This is a genomic window from Mycobacterium toneyamaense (assembly GCF_055384815.1).
Genome location: NZ_AP040333.1, coordinates 4,544,209 through 4,561,481 on the forward strand (window position 1 = coordinate 4,544,209; position 17,273 = coordinate 4,561,481).

Annotated in this window: 11 protein-coding genes and 1 pseudogene; 5 read left to right on the forward strand and 7 right to left on the reverse strand. The window is 66.8% G+C overall.

Annotation, left to right across the window (positions count from 1 at the left end):
* Positions 1-41: 41 nt before the first annotated feature.
* Positions 42-1,595 carry a succinic semialdehyde dehydrogenase gene (locus ACZ5IQ_RS21940; protein ID WP_138250196.1) on the reverse strand — a complete coding sequence of 518 codons (1,554 nt, stop codon included), beginning with the start codon at positions 1,593-1,595 and terminating at the stop codon, positions 42-44.
* Between the two features lie 391 nt (positions 1,596-1,986).
* Complete coding sequence (locus ACZ5IQ_RS21945) at positions 1,987-5,286, reverse strand: error-prone DNA polymerase (protein ID WP_464480274.1); 3,300 nt, start codon at positions 5,284-5,286, stop codon at positions 1,987-1,989.
* Positions 5,287-5,395: 109 nt separating this feature from the next.
* On the opposite strand from ACZ5IQ_RS21945, the pseudogene ACZ5IQ_RS21950 reads away from it, so the two are divergent.
* Positions 5,396-5,776, forward strand: a pseudogene (locus ACZ5IQ_RS21950) (BlaI/MecI/CopY family transcriptional regulator); the annotation flags it as partial.
* A 27-nt stretch (positions 5,777-5,803) separates the two neighbouring features.
* On the opposite strand, the gene ACZ5IQ_RS21955 reads toward ACZ5IQ_RS21950, so the two are convergent.
* The 3 genes from ACZ5IQ_RS21955 to ACZ5IQ_RS21965 form a co-directional block, all read right to left on the reverse strand.
* Positions 5,804-7,045, reverse strand: coding sequence for a GNAT family N-acetyltransferase (locus ACZ5IQ_RS21955; RefSeq protein WP_464480275.1), 1,242 nt, complete (start codon positions 7,043-7,045; stop codon positions 5,804-5,806).
* An 84-nt stretch (positions 7,046-7,129) separates the two neighbouring features.
* Positions 7,130-7,936 (reverse strand): DUF998 domain-containing protein, encoded by an 807-nt coding sequence (locus tag ACZ5IQ_RS21960; protein WP_464480276.1) that lies wholly within the window; start codon positions 7,934-7,936, stop codon positions 7,130-7,132.
* The gene (locus tag ACZ5IQ_RS21965; protein WP_234789786.1) at positions 7,827-8,243 is read right to left on the reverse strand and encodes a DUF2784 domain-containing protein; all 417 of its coding nucleotides are present in this window, start codon (positions 8,241-8,243) and stop codon (positions 7,827-7,829) included. The genes ACZ5IQ_RS21960 and ACZ5IQ_RS21965 overlap by 110 nt, the downstream gene beginning before the upstream one ends.
* 206 nt (positions 8,244-8,449) lie before the next feature.
* Here ACZ5IQ_RS21965 and ACZ5IQ_RS21970 point away from each other — a divergent pair, with 206 nt between their 5' ends.
* Genes ACZ5IQ_RS21970 through ACZ5IQ_RS21980 form a run of 3 tightly spaced genes read left to right on the forward strand, consistent with a single transcriptional unit; the run spans position 8,450 to position 11,678 of the window.
* The gene (locus ACZ5IQ_RS21970) at positions 8,450-9,646 is read left to right on the forward strand and encodes an iron-containing alcohol dehydrogenase (protein ID WP_464481500.1); all 1,197 of its coding nucleotides are present in this window, start codon (positions 8,450-8,452) and stop codon (positions 9,644-9,646) included.
* On the forward strand, positions 9,643-11,025 hold the full coding sequence (locus tag ACZ5IQ_RS21975; RefSeq protein ID WP_464480277.1) for a MadS family sensor histidine kinase: 1,383 nt from the start codon (positions 9,643-9,645) through the stop codon (positions 11,023-11,025). The genes ACZ5IQ_RS21970 and ACZ5IQ_RS21975 overlap by 4 nt, the downstream gene beginning before the upstream one ends.
* Entirely contained in the window at positions 11,022-11,678 is a 657-nt protein-coding gene (locus ACZ5IQ_RS21980) for a MadR family response regulator transcription factor (protein ID WP_464480278.1), read from the forward strand. Before ACZ5IQ_RS21975 ends, ACZ5IQ_RS21980 begins: the two co-directional genes overlap by 4 nt.
* A gap of 62 nt (positions 11,679-11,740) precedes the next feature.
* On the opposite strand, the gene adhP is transcribed toward ACZ5IQ_RS21980, so the two are convergent.
* Positions 11,741-12,808, reverse strand: a complete 1,068-nt coding sequence (gene adhP, locus ACZ5IQ_RS21985; RefSeq protein ID WP_464480279.1) for an alcohol dehydrogenase AdhP — start codon at positions 12,806-12,808, stop codon at positions 11,741-11,743.
* A 348-nt stretch (positions 12,809-13,156) separates the two neighbouring features.
* Here adhP and ACZ5IQ_RS21990 point away from each other — a divergent pair, with 348 nt between their 5' ends.
* Complete coding sequence (locus ACZ5IQ_RS21990) at positions 13,157-14,551, forward strand: TIGR00366 family protein (protein ID WP_464481501.1); 1,395 nt, start codon at positions 13,157-13,159, stop codon at positions 14,549-14,551.
* Here the strand turns inward: ACZ5IQ_RS21990 and ACZ5IQ_RS21995 are convergent.
* Positions 14,539-17,271, reverse strand: a complete 2,733-nt coding sequence (locus tag ACZ5IQ_RS21995; protein ID WP_464480280.1) for a helix-turn-helix transcriptional regulator — start codon at positions 17,269-17,271, stop codon at positions 14,539-14,541. The genes ACZ5IQ_RS21990 and ACZ5IQ_RS21995 overlap by 13 nt on opposite strands.
* Between the last annotated feature and the right edge of the window lie 2 nt (positions 17,272-17,273).

The following is a 17,273-nucleotide window of genomic DNA, read 5'->3' on the forward strand; positions in this document are numbered from 1 at the left end:
CCGGCCCGCCGGCACCCTGGTGGCGGCGGGCTCGGTGCCCGTCAGTGCCGGGGCAGTTTCGTCACTGCGCGCACGATCGGCACCAGCGACTTCTGCCAGAGCGACTTCGACAGGCCGAACGGCGGGTCGAGGTTGAGCACCTTGGACGTCGAAATGGTCTGGGATTCGGTGTATTTCAGCAGACCCTCGGCACCGTGCCGGCGGCCCACACCCGAGATGCCCATGCCGCCCATCGGTGCGCCGAGGCTGCCCCAGGCCAGGGCGTAACCCTCGTCGACGTTGACCGTGCCGGACCGCAGGCGCGACGCGATCTGCTCGCCCTCCTCGATGGAGGCGGCCCACACGCTGGCGTTGAGCCCGTACTCGGTGTCATTGGCCTTGGCGATGGCCTCGTCGACGTTGGCGACCGGGTAGATCGACACCAGCGGGCCGAAGGTCTCGTTGTTGGCGCACTCCATGTCGGAGGTGACGTCGGTGAGAACGGTCGGCTCGTAGAACAGCGGGCCGATGTCCGGCCGGGCGTTGCCACCGGCAATCACCTTGGCGCCCTTGACCTTCGCGTCGTCGACGTGACCGGAGACGGTCTTGAGCTGGCCCTCGGAGATGAGGCTGCCCATGTCAACGCTGAAGTCGTAGGCGGTGCCGAGCTGCATCTTGCGCACCTGGTCACCGAACTTGCGGGTGAACTCGTCGGCGATGTCGCGTTCGACGTAGATGCGCTCGATCGAGATGCAGAGCTGGCCGGCGTTCGAGAAGCAGGCACGGGTGGCGGCCTTGGCCACCTTGTCGAGGTTGGCACCCTGGGCGACGATCATCGCGTTCTTGCCGCCGAGTTCGGCGGAGAACCCGATGAGGCGACGACCGGCGTGCTCGGCGAGGTGGCTGCCGGTGGCCGAGGAGCCGGTGAACATCAGGTAGTCGCAGTTGTCGGCGATCGCGGTGCCGACAACCGAGCCCGGTCCGGGGACCACGGCGTAGAGCGCCCGCGGCAGACCGGCGCGGTACAGCAGCTCGGCGCAGGCCAGCGCGCAGTACGGGGTCTGGCTGTCCGGCTTGAGCACCACGGCGTTGCCCGCGAGCAGGGCGGGGACGGCGTCGGAGACCGTCAGCGTCATCGGGTAGTTCCACGGCGAGATGACGCCGACGACACCCTTGGGCTGGTAGGCGACGGTGGTCCGGTTCAGGCCCGGAAGCAGCGGCGCGACGCGGCGCGGCTTGAGCAGCTTGGCCGCGACCTTGGCGTAGTAGTCCGCGTTGGCGAACAGGTCGATGATCTCTTCCTGGGCCGCCCACCGCGCCTTGCCGGCTTCGGCCTGCAGCAGGTCCATGAGGAATTCCCGGTTCTCGAGAACCAGGTCGCGGTAGCGCGCGATCACCGCGGCCCGCTCGGCGACCGGGCGCTTGACCCAATCACGTTGGGCGGCACGCGCTTTGGCGAACGCCTTCTCGGCATCTTCGGCGGTCGCGACCGGGATGGTGGCCAGTGGCTTACCGGTGAACACCTCGTCGATGGTGCGGGTCGGCCGGGCGTCGATGTTCTCAATGGCGGCCAGTTGACGCAGACGATCGAAAACCTGCGCTGACGGTGCGGGCATACTGGCTCTCCTGAGTCGATCACGGATGCGCGGTCAATTTTGCGGTACCGGCGGTCTCGGTAACACTACTCGACAGCGTGCCGCTGCCATAGATCCAGCTTTTTACAAATCGGGGATTATGTCAATGAAATTGGCAAAATTACCCACTTCGTCTGGTGGTCAGCCCGTCATCAGGGTGATCTCGGTCGGTCGATATGCGGTCGACGCTTGGGATTCCGCGTTGACCTTGCACCTACGGCGCATTAGTTCGAGTGGGATGTGCCCTCAGGTCAGGGTCAGTGGTTCTGAGCGCTGAAATCGAGTTGACCCTGCATCCTGGGCGGAGTTGCACGAGTACCTCTCAGCCAGGACGCACACTCAACCGCCAAAGCGCCGGCCTGCCGAATCTCCCTCAACGGAAGTCCCGGGATTTCGCCATCACCCGCAGGTCGAGCCGGCCCATCCGGTCCGCGATCACGGTGACCGCCCCACTGGCGTTCTGCACGATGCCGCGCACCAACAGCGCCGGCGCGGTCTGCGCCAGCTTGCGATGGCGGGACCACACCCCCGGTGCACACAGCACGTTGACCATGCCGGTCTCGTCCTCCAGGTTGATGAACGTCACCCCCTGCGCGGTGGCCGGACGTTGCCGGTGCGTCACCGCGCCGGCCACCACGATGCGGGTGCCGTCGGGCACCTCCAGCAGCTTGTTCGCGGGCACCACGTCCAGCGCGTCGAGGCCTTCCCGCAGGAACTGCGTCGGGTAGCTGTCCGGCGAGATACCCGTGGCCCACACATCGGCGGCCGCCAGTTCCAGTTCCGTCATGCCGGGCAGCGCCGGTATGCCGCCGGCCGACCCGACGCCGGGCAACCGGTCGGGACGTTCGGCGGCCGCCGCTCCGGCCGCCCACAACCCCTCCCGCCTGGTGATGCCGAAGCATCCCAGTGCGCCTGCCGTCGCCAGCGCCTCGGCCTGGGGTACCGACAGCTGCACCCGCCCGGTCAGGTCGAGCAGAGAGGCAAACGGCCCGTTGGCATTTCGTTCGTCGACGATGCGCTGGGCCAACTCGTCCCCGATATGCCGGACCGTCCCCAGTCCCAGCCGCACCTCGGTGCCGCGGTTCTCGCACGTCGCGTACGCCAAGCTGGCGTTCACATCCGGCCCGTGCACCAGCACCCCGTGCCGGCGGGCATCGGCCACCAGCGACTGCGGCGAGTAGAAGCCCATCGGCTGGGCCCGCAGCAATGCCGCACAGAACACCGCGGGGTGGTGCAGCTTGAACCACGACGAGGAGAACACCAGCGACGCGAAACTCAGCGCATGACTCTCCGGAAAACCGAAATTGGCGAAGGCTTCGAGCTTTTCGTAGATCCGCTCGGCTGTCGGCCCGGTGATGCCGTGCAGTTCCCGCATGCCGTCGTAGAACCGTCCGCGCAGCTGCCGCATCCGTTCGGTGGACCGTTTGGACCCCATGGCCCGCCGCAGCTGATCGGCCTCGGCCGGGGTGAACCCAGCACAGTCGACAGCCAGCTGCATGAGCTGCTCCTGGAACAGCGGCACCCCGAGCGTCCTGGTCAGTGCCGCTTCCATGGACTTGTGCTCGCAGGTCGCGTCCTCCAGTCCGTTGTGCCGCCGGATGTACGGGTGCACCGAGCCGCCCTGGATCGGGCCGGGCCGGATCAGTGCCACCTCGACCACCAGGTCGTAGAACTTCTTGGGTTTCAGCCGCGGCAACGTGGCCATCTGGGCCCGGGACTCGACCTGGAACACCCCGACCGAGTCGGCGCGCTGCAGCATCTCGTACACCGCCGGCTCGGTCAGATCCAGTTTGGCCAGATCCACCTCGATGCCCATGTGCTCCCGGGCCAGGTCGATCATGTAGTGCAGGGCCGAGAGCATGCCCAGCCCGAGCAGATCGAACTTCACCAAACCGATTGCGGCACAGTCGTCCTTGTCCCACTGCAGGACACTGCGGTTCTCCATGCGCGCCCACTCCACCGGGCAGACGTCGGCGATCGGCCGGTCGCAGATCACCATGCCGCCGGAGTGAATTCCCATGTGCCGCGGCAGATTCCTGATCTGCAACGCCAGGTCGACCACCGCCGCGGGAATGTCCTCGACGTCCGGCGAGTCGGCCAGTCCGTTCCACCGGCTGATCTGCTTGCTCCAGGCATCCTGCTGCCCCTGTGAAAACCCCAGGGCCCGGGCCATGTCCCGTACCGCGCTACGGCCGCGGTAGGTGATGACGTTGGCCACCTGCGCGGCGTAGTCCCGGCCGTACTTCTGGTAGACGAACTGGATGACGTTCTCGCGCAGGTCCGATTCGATGTCGATGTCGATGTCCGGCGGGCCGTCGCGCGCCGGGGACAGGAACCGTTCGAACAGCAGCTCGTTGGCCACCGGGTCGACGTTCGTGATCCCCAGTGCGTAACAGACCGCCGAGTTGGCGGCCGACCCCCGGCCCTGACACAGGATGTCACTGTTCCGGCAGAACTCGGTGATGCTGTGCACCACCAGGAAATAGCCCGGAAACTCCAGCTGCCCAATGATTTTGAGCTCATGTTCGATCTGCCGGTACGCCTTCTCCCGGTCCGCGTCCGGTTTCCAGCCGTAGCGACGGGCCGCCCCCTCCGCCACCAGCTCACGCAGCCAACTGATCTCGGTATGCCCTTCCGGCACGTCGAACGGCGGCAATTTCGGTGCGATCAAACGCAATTCGAACGCGCACTGCTCCCCCAGTTCGGCAGCGTTCGTCACCGCACCCGGGTGGTGGGCGAACAGCCGGGCCATCTCCGCCCCGGACCGCAGGTGCGACCCGCCCAGCGGGGCCAGCCAGCCTTCGGCCTCGTCCATCGAGTTGCGGGCCCGGATGGCGCCCATCGCCATCGCCAGCTTTCCCCGCGACGGCGCGGCGAAATGCGCGGCGGTGGTGGCGACGACGCCGAGGCCGAACCGCGGCGCCAGCTCGGCCAGCGTCGCATTGCGTTCGTCGTCGAGCGGATGCCCGTGGTGGGTCAGTTCGATGGTCACCCGGTCGGCGCCGAACCGGTCCACCAAATCGGCCAGCGCCGCGTCCGCCGCTTCCGTACCACCTGACGACAGGGCTTGGCGCACATGGCCTTTACGGCAGCCGGTCAAGATCTGCCAGTGCCCGCCGGCGGCCTCGGTGAGGGTGTCCAGGTCGTAACTCAGCACCCCCTTCTCGCCGCCGGCCAGATGCGCCCGGGCCAGTTCCCGCGACAGCCGCCGATACCCCTCGGGCCCGCGAGCCAGGACCAGCAGATGCGGCCCGGGCGGGTCGGGCAACTCGGTGCGTGGAGTGTTGCTGAGCGACAGTTCGGCGCCGAAAACCGTCGCCATGTCGAGTTCCTTGGCGGCCTCGGCGAAACGCACGACACCGTAGAGCCCGTCGTGATCGGTCAGTGCGATGGCCCGCAGATCCAGCCGGACGGCCTCCTCCACCAGCTCCTCCGGCGTACTGGCGCCGTCGAGGAAGCTGTACGCGGAGTGGGCGTGCAGCTCGGCATACGGCACCGATGTTCCCGGCCGCGCCGGGCGGTTGACCGGCCGATAGTCACCGCGCTTACGCGACCACGCCGGGCTGTCGCCGCCGTCGGCCGGCGACTCGGGGGAAGCGCCGGCCACCCGAGGTTTACCCTCGAGCACCCGCTGCATCTCCGCCCAGCTCGGCGGCCCATTGTGCCAACCCACCACATCAGAGTATTCGAAACTTTGTTCGAACGCTAGATGTCCTGGTCCGCGGGAACTCAGTGGCCTCCCGTGCGACTAGATCCCAAAGGGCGCCAGAGAGGGACTGACGATGGCCATGCTGAGGCACTTGGGCAATCTGGAACGCGAGGTGATGGATCACCTCTGGGACGCGGACGGGCCACAGACCGTTCGCGAGGTCCATCACGCCATCTGCGCCGAACGCAAACTCGCGTACACCACCGTCATGACGGTGCTGCGCAGACTCGCCGGCAAGGGCGTGGTCCGCCAACTCCGCGATGATCGGGCACACCGCTACGTCGCGTCGCGCAGCCGTGATCAGCTGGTGGCCGGCCTCATGGTCGACGCGCTCGGACAAGCCGCCGAGCAGAGCGACCGGCACGCAGCCCTGGTCCACTTCGTCACACAGGTCAGGGCTGACGAGGTCGATGTACTGCGGCAGGCACTCGCCGCCGTGGATCCCGCGGTGCGCCTGGTATCCAGGCGCATCGCGGAATCGCTAGAAATCGTCGGGCACACCCGGAGCGATGGGCCAGCCGAAGGCGACAGCGGCGCAGTGCACCGAACCCGGGGTGAGCTCACGAACGGATCCTGCATTCGCCAGCGCCTGCAGGCCAACCCCGCCGAGGTATACGGCGCCGAGATCACGTACCGACATGGCGATATCCGCCGGCGCCGTGGTGCTTTCGCATTCGGCGCCATCAGGTCCGCCACGTAGCTGCCACCGGCCGGTGTTCCACGGACAGAACTCATCGGCGATGTCCAGCACCACGTCGACCGGAGCGGCGTAGCTGCGCAAACCCAGTGCCCGAGGCAGATCCACCAGGCGTACGTAGATGCCGTCTCTGACCTGGCAGGCGAGCGCGCGCCGGTCGGCCACCAGGCCGAGGAGCGGCTCATCGACTGCGGCACCGTCGTATGCGACGGTCCTGATCAGATCCATATCCAGGAGATGGCGCCAAATCTCCGTGTACGCATGGGGATTGGTGGCCACCACTTCTTGGATCCGGATCTCGCTGTCGGGCTGCCCGCGGTCGCTCCAGTTGACCTTGGGCCGGTAGATGGCGAATCCGCTGGCGGTACCGTCGGCCTCGTGGTGCAGGAGGAAGCGAAGCTTGCCGAACTCCTTGCGCCGCACCTCGTTGTCGTGGATCCAGTTGTCCCACCACGGACCCGGCCGCTCCATCAGACCGGGCCGCTGTGCGATCGCGCGCTGGTGAATCTCGGGGCCGCTGGCCAGCAACGTCTCGGCGTCGACGTGCGTCACCGAGCCGTCGCCTCGCTGGACGTCCGCGCGGAATCCCAGTTCACGCACATTGCCGGAGAGCTCCGCGACCGGTACCGCCATGCCGTAACCGAAGCGCCCATAGATGCTGGCCTCAGATGCGTACAGCATGGCCAGCGCCTCGGTTCCGCGGTCTCGGATGTCCTCGAGTTGGTGGCGCATCATGGCGGTGAGCAGGCCGCGGCGTCGATGGCTGGACGACACCGTGACGGCGGTGACGGCAGCCACCGCCGTGGTCGCCCCACCGGGTAGCACCACCTGCTTCCCGAAAGCCCCTGCGGTGGACACCCAACGGGTGCCGTCGTGGAAACCGAACATGCGGTCGTACTCGGTGAAGGCGCGCATCAGGTCGATCTCGTCCTGCTGCGGATCCTGCAAGAACACGCCGTACGACGTAGCCATGAACGCATCGAAATCATCGCTGTCGCTGACACAGCGCAGCGTCAAATCAGTCATGTACCAACGGATATCACGGCGCCCCCGCTGAAGTCATCTGATTATTCGGGGCGGACGAAAAGCCAACACCAGCAATGGTTTCGGTCATGCGGCCGGAGCAGATAGCCTGTCGCCGAGCGTCATTCGCGTGCGGCACAGTGCACTGTCAGGCGTCGCCGGCACGTAGCCGGTCACAGCCGCGGTGAGCGGCCTGGTGATTGCCTGCTCGGCGCGTCTGGCACACACCACGACGACCAGCGGCCACGCCAGTTCGGTCACCGCGGTGAGCCGTTCGGCCAAGCCGAGAAAGACGCCGTGCCTGGCCTCGTAATAGACCCACAGCACGAGGACGCACAGCACCAGCGTCGCGGTCAGAGCACAGCGCGGACGACACACCAGCGGGGTTGCCGCCGCGCTGCTCATACCCAGAATCGGCACCAGCGCCAATGCGATGAGGCCGCCACCGGCCGCCAGCAGATGGGTACTTTCGTTGGCGCTCACCGTGACCGGAAAGGCCGCGACGGCAAGCCCGCAGCACCCGGCAATCGCCAGCGCGATGCGGGCGGACAGTCGCACCACGCGCAGTCCCATCGCGGTCGCGATCTGACAGGCCGCACTCACCACGAACCCGGCCGTCATGATCCCTTGGCCACTGCCTCGTCCCGCGAGAACGCTCAACGTTTCGGACCACGAGTCATAACTCGTCGTGAGGACGGTCCTGGCAAGAATCGCGGCCCCCACCAACACCACTGGCGCCGCCGCGGCAGTCACCAATGTCCACCCGGCCGTCCGGCATCCTTGCTCAATCACCATGAGAACGACTCGGCACTCGGTTGTACCGGCGCCACAGCCCGAGCCATGACACCAAAACGGCTGCGACCACGATGATTTCGGCCGCGACTCCCCACCCATGCGGATACAGCACGCCCGCGACGTGGTGGTCGATGAAGCCGGCGCGCGGCAACGGTGACAGGCCCGCGCCGTCGCGGGCCCACCGCTCGATCGTGGTCAGCGGACACTCGACGACACCGGTGAGAATAATGACGGTCCAGCCGACGATGAGCGCGTGCGCCCAGATCGTCACGGGCCACCGCCACGCCAGGAACCCGCCGCCGATGAGGTAGCCGAGAAAGGCGAAATGTGCGGCAACCGCCGCTACTGCGATCGCGGAATACGGCATCGTCCCGGCCTCTTCGAACTGGCGTAGCTGCTGGGACATGGATACCCGAGGTTGGAACCGGCAAACCGCCACAGCGCACCCCGCGCAGTTGACCGTGCGCCCGCCGTCAACGGCGCGCGCCACCTACCCGATCGGGTAGGTACCAACCTGCCCATGCGCACATTGGTCCCGGCGGCGGCACGCCGTAGGCTGGGCGTGTTACCTGGATCACAGGATGAGGGATGGGTCTGGTGAGACTCGATGTGATGGCGCCCGCGCAGATCGCGGCCACGACGGCGGCGACGGCTGTGCCGACGCGGCTGTTGAAGTTCCATGCCCCTGAGATCGTGTTCGGCATCGACTCGATGGCGGAGGCTGCGCACGCCGCGGTCCGCCTGGGCGGGTTGCGGCCCATGCTGGTCACCGACCCCGGCCTCATCGAGGCCGGCTGGGTGGCCGAGCTGGTCGGGCACCTGCGCGCCCAGTGCGTCGAGGCGCACGTATGGAGTGCGCTGACACCGAACCCCAAAGACCACGAAGTAGCAGCCGGCCACGAGTTCTACCGGTCGCACAGCTGCGACGTACTCATTGCTCTGGGCGGCGGCTCGGTGATCGACGCCGCCAAAGGCGTAGCGATCCTGGCGGCCAATGGCGGCCACATCCTCGACTACGCCGGAGTCGACAAGGCAACCGCGCCGATTCCGCCCCTGGTAGTGCTGCCGTCCACGTCGGGCACCGGCGCCGACGTCTCACAGTTCTGCATCGTCACCGACACGACCCACAACACCAAGATCACCATCTTGGGCCGTGCCCTGGTCCCCGACATCACCGTCATCGATCCCCGACTGCTCACCACCATGCCCGAATGGCTCAATGCGGCAACGGGTCTGGACGCGCTGACGCACGGCATCGAGGCGTTTGTATCGCTCGGGCACAACCAACTGACCGACCATCACGCACTGCGGTCGGTCGTGATGGTCACCGAAAACCTGGTCAGCACCATCGAGCGACCGCAGGACATGCCGGCCCGGGTGCTGATGGCCCAAGCCGCATTGGAAGCGGGCCTCGCGTTCACCAACGCTATCCTCGGAGCCGCGCACGCCATGAGCCATCAGGTCGGCGGGCTCCTCGACTTGCCGCACGGCGTCATCAACGGCGTGCTGCTACCCCACGTGGTGCGGTTCAACGCTGAGGCCGATCCGGCTCCGTTCGCCACCATCGCCACTTGCCTCGGGATCGCCGACAAGCGCGCCCCGGAGCTGGAATCCGCACTGGCACTTGCCGATCGACTCCAGGAGCTGGCCAGGCAGGTCGGCGTGCCACGCGGGCTGGCCGAGTTGGGAGTGCGCGACGCCGATGTTCCGCTGTTGGCCCACAACGCCCTTCAGGATGCGTGCCTGACCACCAATCCCCGCCCCATCGACGATGCGCAGCTGCGCGCGCTGTTCCGGGCTGCGCTATGACAACCTTGCCCGGCAACCCGGTGGTCCCCCGACGCGCCGCCGCGCCGGATCTGGATCAGCTCACGGGTGTGCGTTCCGGCAAAGGCACGTTCTATCCCGAGTTCCGGGTGGCGGCGCAACGCACCGAACGGGTGGTCGCCGCGCTCGACGCCATCTCGCGTGCTCTTGTTCAGACCGTCAACGGACCCGAGAATTTGGTCCGGGCCGTCGCCGAGGCAGCCCGTACCCACCTCGGTGCCGAATGGGTGCTGTTGGCGCTGGCCGACGGTGCTCTTCCGGAGGCGCGACCCCGTCACCTCATCCTCGACGCCGAGGGGCACGCATACTCCTTCGAAGGCCTGTCGGGCACCAAACATCCGGTACCGCACCTGCCGGATGCGGTCCTGAACCGGCTCAACGACGTCCTGCGCGGCCGGCTCGCCCAGTTCCGGGTACCGGTGATCGAAAGCCACCACTCACATGTCCCGATCGAACTCGACGGCGGGGTCGTCGGAGCGTTCGCGGCCTGGACGCCACCGCACCGCCTGCTCGACGGTATCGACGAGGCGGTGATGCGGATTCTCGCCAGCCAGACTGCGGTGGCGCTACAGAACTGTGAACTGTTCCAGCGTTCGCAAACGCTGCTGGCACAGTCGGAGGCACGCAACGCACAGTTGCTGGCGACGCAACGGGAACTCGGTGCGGCACAACGCCATCAGGTGCTGGACTCCGAGCGCCACCGCATCGCACGGGAACTGCATGACAGCGTCGCGCAGACGGTCTTGTCGGCGGGCATGCAGATCGAGGTGTGCCGTAGCGAGGTCGAATCACATTCCGGCCCAGCAAGTCTGGTCGGACGGCTGGACACGGCCAAAGCACTGACCCGGTCGGCGGTCGACCAACTGCGGTCGGCCATTTATGCGCTCAACCATTCCTCCCACGCCGATCGGTCCAGCCTCCCCGAGCTGCTCGAACAGCTCGCCACGGTGCACATGCCAAAAGACCTGCGGGTGACGCTGCGGGTCGACGGCGATGTCGCCGAACTGCCCAGTGCGGTCGAACGGAGCCTGCTCCGGATCGCCGGAGAGGCGCTGTTCAACACCGCGATGCACGGCCGCGCCTCACGGGCCATCGTGCGCTTGAGCTACCGCGCCGCCGGCGTCACCCTGTCGGTGTCCGACGACGGCATCGGTGACCCGGACAAGATCCGGCTGATGCTTCGACTGGCCGACGTCGCCGACCTCGATGGGCATCATCGAGGCCTGGCGAACATGCTGGCACGCTGCCGGGAATACGGCGGGACCTTCAGGGTCGGCCGGTCTCGCATCGGCGGCGTGCGGGTTGTCGCCACCATCCCGCGGGCCCCAGAAGAAGCTCCGCTCGAAGGAGTTGTGCCATGACCGTTGACACCAGTACCGGGACCATCCGCCTTGCGCTGGTGGACGACCATGCCATCCTCCGACAGGGGCTGCGGTCATTACTGGAACGCGAGCATGATCTCGTCGTGGTCGGCGAAGCCTCCAGCGAGCCCGAAGCAGTCGCCATGGTCGCGGCGACGCTACCCGATGTGGTGCTCGTCGATCTCAAGCTGTCAGCGGGGTCAGACTTCGAGGGATTGTCCTTGTGTACCAAGCTCTCTGGAGCTCACCCCGACGTCGGCCTGCTCGTCCTGACCACGTTCCTCGATGAGGACCTCGTGGTCCGTGCGGTGCATGCCGGAGCGCGCGGCTACGTGGTCAAGGACGTCGACACCACAGAACTGGTGCGAGCGATCCGTGCGATCTCCGTCGGGCAGAGCGCGTTCGACTCGCGCAGCGCGGCCGCCGTGGTCCGCTCGCTGAGCGGACGCGGCGATCACCGCGAGAAGCTCACCGACCGCGAGATGGAAGTGTTGCGGCTGCTCGCGGCGGGCCTGTCGAACCACAAGATCGGTGAGCAGCTGTACATCTCGGCTACCACTGCCAAGTTCCACATCAGCAACATCATGCGCAAACTCGAGGTCAGCCGACGTGCCGAGGCCGTGTACGCGGCCAGTAAACGCGGACTGATCTAGGCCGACGATCTTCGTCGGCCTAGATCAGCTGTTATCGATGTTCGGGTTGACCCTATGTGCTGCTACGTATTCCGATAGTCGATGACGATGCGGCCGTCGATCTGTCCGTGTTCCATCCGTGCGAACACATCGTTGATCTCATCGAGGCGCGCGCTGGTGACGGTCGGCTTGATCAGGCCCCGCGCGTAGAAGTCGAGTGCCTCGGCCATGTCTTGCCGCGTTCCGACAATCGACCCCCGGATGGTGAGTCCCTTGAGAACGATGTCGAAGATCGGTGCCGGGAAGTCGCCCGGCGGCAGTCCGTTGAACACGATGGTGCCACCACGACGGGCCAGTGCGATTGCCTGACCGAACGCCTGCGGGTGCACGGCGGTGACCAGGACACCGTGCACGCCGCCGGTGGCCTGCTGTGTCGACTCCACGACGTCGGCGGTGCGGGCATTGATGGCGACCTCGGCGCCGAGTCGGGTGGCGAGCGCGAGTTTGGCATCGTCGACATCGATGGCCACCACGCGTAGACCCATCGCGCGGGCGTACTGAACTGCGATATGCCCCAGCCCGCCGATGCCGGAGATCGCCACCCACTGGCCGGGCCGGGTGTCGGTGACCTTGAGTCCCTTGTAGACGGTGACGCCGGCGCACAAGATCGGCGCGATCTCCAGTGGGTCGGCGCCATCCGGGATCCGCGCGGCATAGTCCGCGTTGACCAGCATGTAGGTGCCGAAGCTTCCGTTGACGGAATAACCACCGTTGCGCTGACTTTCACACAAGGTCTCCCACCCCGTCCGGCAATATTCGCAGCGGCCACAGGCCGACCACAACCAGGCGTTGCCGACCTTGTCTCCGACGGCGAGGTCTACCACGCCCTCGCCGAGCGCTACGACGGTGCCGTAGCCTTCATGCCCCGGCACAAACGGCGGCTGCGGCTTGACAGGCCAATCACCATGCGCGGCATGTAAATCCGTGTGGCATACCCCGGATGTTTCGAGCTTGACCAGGGCTTCGCCATAGCCGGGCGTCGGCAGTTGCATGTCGTGCACCTGCAGCGGCATGCCGAAGTCGGTGACGACCGCGGCCTGCATGGTGTCGGCACGTCCCGCCACAGTTTCAGTGGCCAGTGTCTGTGTCATCGATTCACTCCATTCGTGAGAATTGGTCCGGAAGAGGGTTTGAGGTTCTGGTTGGCGCAAAGCTGATAGCACACAACGCTATTGACAGCGATGCGCCGCCGCATGCCCCGATCGGACCGACTCCCGGACCCGCCTGGGCGGGTCGCGTACTACCCATTCGGACAGGGCCGTCGGGCGCCGGCCGAACGATCCAAGGACGGACGAAGCGTTGCGCAAAGGCGCCACCCCGAGGCCGCTCACCCGCCATGATGAGTGCCGTACCCAGACACTGCGAAGGCGGATCACGTGGCAACGAGCGAACATCCGAAGGGCACGAGCGCGGACACCAGGCCCGAGCGCCGCGGCCTCATGCAATCTCTGACCGCGCTGTGTGTCCGCTACGTCGAACGCCTGATGCCCGACCCGTACCTGTTCGCCGTCATCCTGACCGTCCTGGTCGCCGGGATGGTCGCCCTTCTGGTGCACGGCGCGACGCCCAGCGGCATGCTCAAGGCCTGGTACGGCGGGGTGTGGGGAGCGCAGAACATCTTCACGTTCGCGTTCCAGATGGTGCTGATCCTGGTGACGGGTTACACGCTGGCCGAGGCGCCCGTCCTCAAGCGGGCCATCGTCCACATCGCCGGCAAGCCGAACAACCAGGTTCAGGGCGCCCTCCTCTGCTTCACCGTCAGCGCCGTGCTGTCCCTGCTGAACTGGGGACTGGGACTGGTCGCGGGTGCGCTGGTCGCCCGGCAGGTCGCAAAGCGTTTCACCGACGCACATTTCGGCTACCTCATCGCCGCAGCGTTCATGGGATTCATCGTCTGGACGCAGGGACTGTCGTCGTCGATCGCCCTGGCCAACACCGACAGCAGCAGCCCGATCAACGTGATCCACAAGCTGGCCGGCATCACTGTTCCGTTGAGCCAGACCATCTTCCAGCCCTACAGCTGGCTGTCGGCCATCGTCGTCCTTGCGGTGCTGGCACTGGCGGTCTGGCGCATGGCGCCGACGCAGAGCCTGGCGCCCGATCCGGCGGTCTTCGAGGACGAAAACCAGCCGGACAGCGGAGCTGCGGCAGGATTGCCGGCTCCGCCGGCGCCAGGCAAGAAGACCTTCGCCGAATGGCTCGAGAACCTCTGGATCCTCAATGTCCTCGTATTCGCCGCGGGCATGGCCTATTTCGTGATGAGCGGGTTCGCCCTGAACATCTCGTCGATGATCATGTTGTTCACGATCACCAGCGCGCTGCTGCATCGCACGCCCATCCGCTTCATCCGCGCGTTCACCGGCGCCGCCAAAGTTTCCGGCCCGCTGCTACTGCAGTACCCGCTGTACGGCGGCCTGGTCGGGCTCCTCGGTTATCAGGCGACGAAGGCGGACAAGCCGCTGCAGACGCTGCTGGCCGAGGCGCTGGTCAACGGCGCGACCGAACACACTCTGCCGGTCCTGACCTTCATCGGCTCGTTGATCATCAGCCTGTTCGTCCCGTCAGGCGGCGGACACTGGGCGGTGCAGGGTCCGATCGCGGTCGACTCGGCACTGGCCATCGGTCAGCATTCACCGGCCTATCTGGGCCTGATCTCGATGGCGGTGGCCGTCGGAGAGGGCGTCGCGAACATGATCCAGCCGTTCTGGCTGTTACCGCTGCTGGCGATCGCGAAGCTGAATGTCCGTCAGGTGATGGGCTTTACGGTCGTCGCGTTCCTGATCGGGACGGTGGTGTTGGGTGCCACCATGCTCATCGCGCCCTACGTGATCTGAGGTGACTGGGCGCCCGTTCCGCCACCCAGCTCCCTCATGAATTGGGCCAGCTCTGTCCGGCTGTTCAGGCCAAGTTGGGTGCAGCACCGGTAGACGTTTCCTTCGACCGTACGCACCGACAGCGTCAGCTCCTCGGCGATCTGCTTGTTCTGCATACCCCGGGCAACGAGTTCGGCGATCTCGCGTTGCCGATTGGTCAGCGGCAGCGGCACAGCCGTCGTGCGGGTGGCCGGAGTGGTGGCGCCGCAGTCAGCGATGAGCCTGCTCGCCCGGGCAGCGGCCGTCAACGCGGTGCCCCGCTGCTGATGCCTGCGGTAGGCCGCTGCGGCCTGCGCGGATGCGTCAGCAGCGCAGATGCGGTCGCCGATCGCTTCGAATTCTGTTGATATTGCCGCCAATTCGCCGGCATCGTGTTTCGCGAGCGCCGCAGCCCAGCGCGCCCCCAGGACAGCTCGGGGACTTTGCACCTGGTCCGCCAACTCAGCCAGTCGTGACGCCTGCCGAGTATCGCCGAACTGGACAAGTGACTGTCGGCAACGCACCTCCCACGCAAGTTGCCCGTTTACCCGGGCACGCTCGGCGCCGTCCTCGGCGGCAGCGCGCGCCTGCGCAAGCCGTCCGGTGGCAGCGGCCGCCCACGCTGTGGCCAGCCGCGCACACGGGTCCAGGAAAGCGAACGCCGGGTGACGGTGACGGTCCACCATGGCAGAGACTTTGGCGATCTCATCGACATCACCCAGGTACGTGACCGCTTCCAGGTAGATGAGCAGAAAGCAGTAGTGCACGCCGATTCTCGCCCCGGTCGTCGAGGATTCGGCCAGAGCCTGCCGCAGCCGGGAATGTGCTGCGCGCACGTCGCCGGCGCCAAGTGACGCCAGTGCGCTGATCGCGGCAGCGATGCTCCGGAACACGCCGGGCACATCGCCCCACTCGGGCTCGGCCCGCTTGGCAAGGGTCTGAGCGCGCTCGATATCGCCGGACAGGACCAGCGCCTGAACTGCAGCCAGCGTCGAGGCCGGCGCTTGCAGCGCCGCGGACGGCCACGCGGTCGTTGCGGCCGCCACCTCGGCAGCCGCGACCGCACCCTCGGGTTGCCCGAGATCGCCGAAGGCGATCGTCATGGCCCACGCGAGCATCAGGGTCGGCATATCGCCGAGGCGCTCGCGGTCGATTGCCGAGCCGATCGCGACGGCCTCTGATGGCCGCGCCGCCATGGCCAACTGCATGGCGCGGAACGCCTCCGCCTGCGCAACAGACTCGGGCGACGACCCGCACAACGTTTCGTCGATGATCCGCCATGATGCGTCCGGCTGGGCCAGCGGCCACAGCAAGTTGGCTGCTCGCAGTTGCCCGACGACCGACCCGAGCACGTCGGGAAGCGGCTCGCTCGCCAATTGGTCCAGAATCTCCTGCGCGCGCCCCGGTGTCTCCGAATGCATCAGGGTGTGCGCGAGCAGGAGCCGAGCCTCGGGACCGGCGCCAGAGTGCACCGCGGCCTCGGCGAAGCGGCTCGTCAAGCCGATGTCATGGCGGGTGTACGCCACCTGCGCGGCGCGCATGAGGACACCGATATCGGGCTGCAGGTCGGACTGCAGCCACAGCCGTCCCACCCGTACCGGGTCGACCACCGCGTCCACGGTCGTCGTATCGGTCATCGCCGAAACGATCTGCCCACTGAGGCGTGCCAACCGCACCGACCCCATGCGCCCCCGTCGGGCTTCGCCGTACAGCGGATGCCCGACACGGGCCCGCGGTACCCCGACGCCAGGTGGTGACACGGTGATCAACCCGCGCTGTTCGCAGTATTCGATGGCGCTGCTGTCGGCGAGCCGGGTGAGGTACTCCAGCTCCAGGGGTTCGGCGATCGCGACGATGTCGATGACCTCACCAGCGGCATCACCGATCGCGCCGATCTGGCTGTCGATGAGCTCCAACAGCGACCCGGTGACGGTGATGGGGCCCGCCCATTGCCACCCGTCAGGGCCGGCCACCAGCCGCTGCGCATCGATCTCCTGGATCACGAGCTGTCGAAGGAACAGCGCGTTGCCAAATGTCATGTGCCACATGCGTGCCGCACATGAGGGCTCGACCGGACCCCCGAGGACACGCTCGAGCAGACTGTCGGATTGCGGCCTCGACAGCGCCTGCAAATCGATGCGCGGCAGCGAGACGTCTTTCCACAGTGCGGTGATCACGTCGGGAGTGTGCGTACCACTGCGCAGGGTCACGATGACCGTTGCCGCCCGGCGCACGACGATCTGATGGATCACGTACGCAGACAGGTCATCGAGCAGATGAGCGTCGTCCACCAACACCAAAACCGGTCCGCCTTGCGGTGAATCGGTGATCGCCGCGATCACGTCGCTGACGATCCGCAACGGCTGGCTGTCGATCGAGGATGCCCACTGCGCCAGAGCACCCAACGGGATCGGTTGGGCCGCAGCCGTTCCCGCTATCCACCGCACGGCCCAGCCCAACTTTGCCGCGTCGGCGCCCGCTTCACGGGCCAACCTTGTCTTGCCGACCCCGGCGTGACCCGCGATCACGATGCCGGCGCCGTCGGCCCTGCCGTCCAGTGTCGCCGCCACGACGTTGAGTTCTTCGGCTCGTCCCGTCAGCGGCCAGAGGGCGGTTGCCCCTCTGGCGCGCGATGCCAGGCCGACATCACGCTCGGTGGGCACAGGATCGCCGGCGTTCAGCACGGCAGTTCGTCCGGACATGC